Origin of the sequence: Clostridium sp. C8 (assembly GCF_001010885.1) — a bacterium.
GTDB classification, from domain to species: Bacteria; Bacillota; Clostridia; order Clostridiales; family Clostridiaceae; genus Clostridium; species Clostridium sartagoforme.
This window is the reverse complement of record NZ_LBMX01000116.1, coordinates 1-1,243: the sequence shown is the minus strand read 5'-3', so window position 1 is coordinate 1,243 and position 1,243 is coordinate 1. Positions and strand designations below refer to the sequence as shown.

The following is a 1,243-nucleotide window of genomic DNA, read 5'->3' as shown; positions in this document are numbered from 1 at the left end:
AATAATCTTGACATTAATATTTAGTGGCGATGTTGAAAATAATACTAAGCGAACACGAGCGTTTTGCCGTTTTGCTTTAGATAAGGGCAATATCCCGCTTGCTCCTCACCTTCTATTTCCACAGTTTATGGATGACAGCAATGAACAGGAACGTGACCAGGCTATTTTCATGGATATTATCCTGATGGGCAAATGCCAAGAGGTCTGGGTTCTAGGTGATGTAATTTCAAAAGGTATGAGTATTGAAATTGAAAAAGCAAAGAAACGCAGACAGCCGGTTAGATACTTTAATAAAGATTTTAAGGAGGTAGAGTCTCTATGAAGATAGCATACGGCAACAGCCGAATGGATAAAAAGTGGAAAAACACAGACATCAGCTGGGAGGACTTCTGCTCCCGTGTTAAGACCACTCAGCGTACCACTGAAACCGTAGAAGAATATCGAAAAATGAGAAAAGGTGGTCAGGATTCCATTAAAGATGTCGGCGGTTTTGTTGGCGGTCATTTAAAAGATGGCAGACGTAAAAAAGGGAATGTTCTATCACGCTCCATGCTCACCCTTGATATGGATTACGGCACGAGTACTATCTGGGAAGAAATCTCTACCTTCTTCCCTTATCAGTGTTGTATCTATTCTACTCATAAGCATACTCCAGAAAATCCAAGACTAAGGCTAATCATTCCTCTCTTTCGTGATCTGGGAGAGGAAGAGTATGCTGCTGTTAGTCGCATGGTCGCAAAAGAAATCGGCATCGACCTTTTTGATGACACTACCTATGAACCAGAACGATTAATGTATTGGCCGTCTACTTCAAGAAACGGAATTTTTGTGTATGAAGAGAAAGATGGATCTCTTCTTGACCCGGATATATTTCTTAATAAATACGATGATTGGCGAGACACCAGTACTTGGCCCGTATCCTCTAGGCAATCAGAAGTCATTAATCGCTCATTAAAGGAACAAGCCGATCCTCTTTCAAAAGAAGGTGTTATCGGTACTTTTTGTCGTAGCTACTCAGTAAGCACTGCAATCGATAGGTTCTTAAAGGATATATACGAGCCTTCAGTAATGGCTGGTCGCTATGATTATATCCCGGCTGATTCTAGTGCTGGTGTCATCCTCTATGATGATAAGTTTGCCTATTCCCATCATGCAACAGATCCTGCAAGTGGGAGACTTCTTAATGCTTTTGACCTTGTTCGTATTCATAAGTTTGGTCATTTTGGACTTAAGTCAATATAGT

At 40.9% G+C, this 1,243-nt stretch carries 1 protein-coding gene and 1 pseudogene; both read left to right on the top strand.

Annotation, left to right across the window (positions count from 1 at the left end):
• Position 1 precedes the first annotated feature (1 nt).
• Positions 2-322, top strand: coding sequence for a DUF4406 domain-containing protein (locus AAT22_RS18365; protein ID WP_347457280.1), 321 nt, complete (start codon positions 2-4; stop codon positions 320-322).
• Positions 319-1,218 (top strand): annotated as a pseudogene (locus AAT22_RS18360) (hypothetical protein); the annotation flags it as partial. The gene AAT22_RS18365 and the pseudogene AAT22_RS18360, both read left to right, overlap by 4 nt.
• Positions 1,219-1,243: the final 25 nt, after the last annotated feature.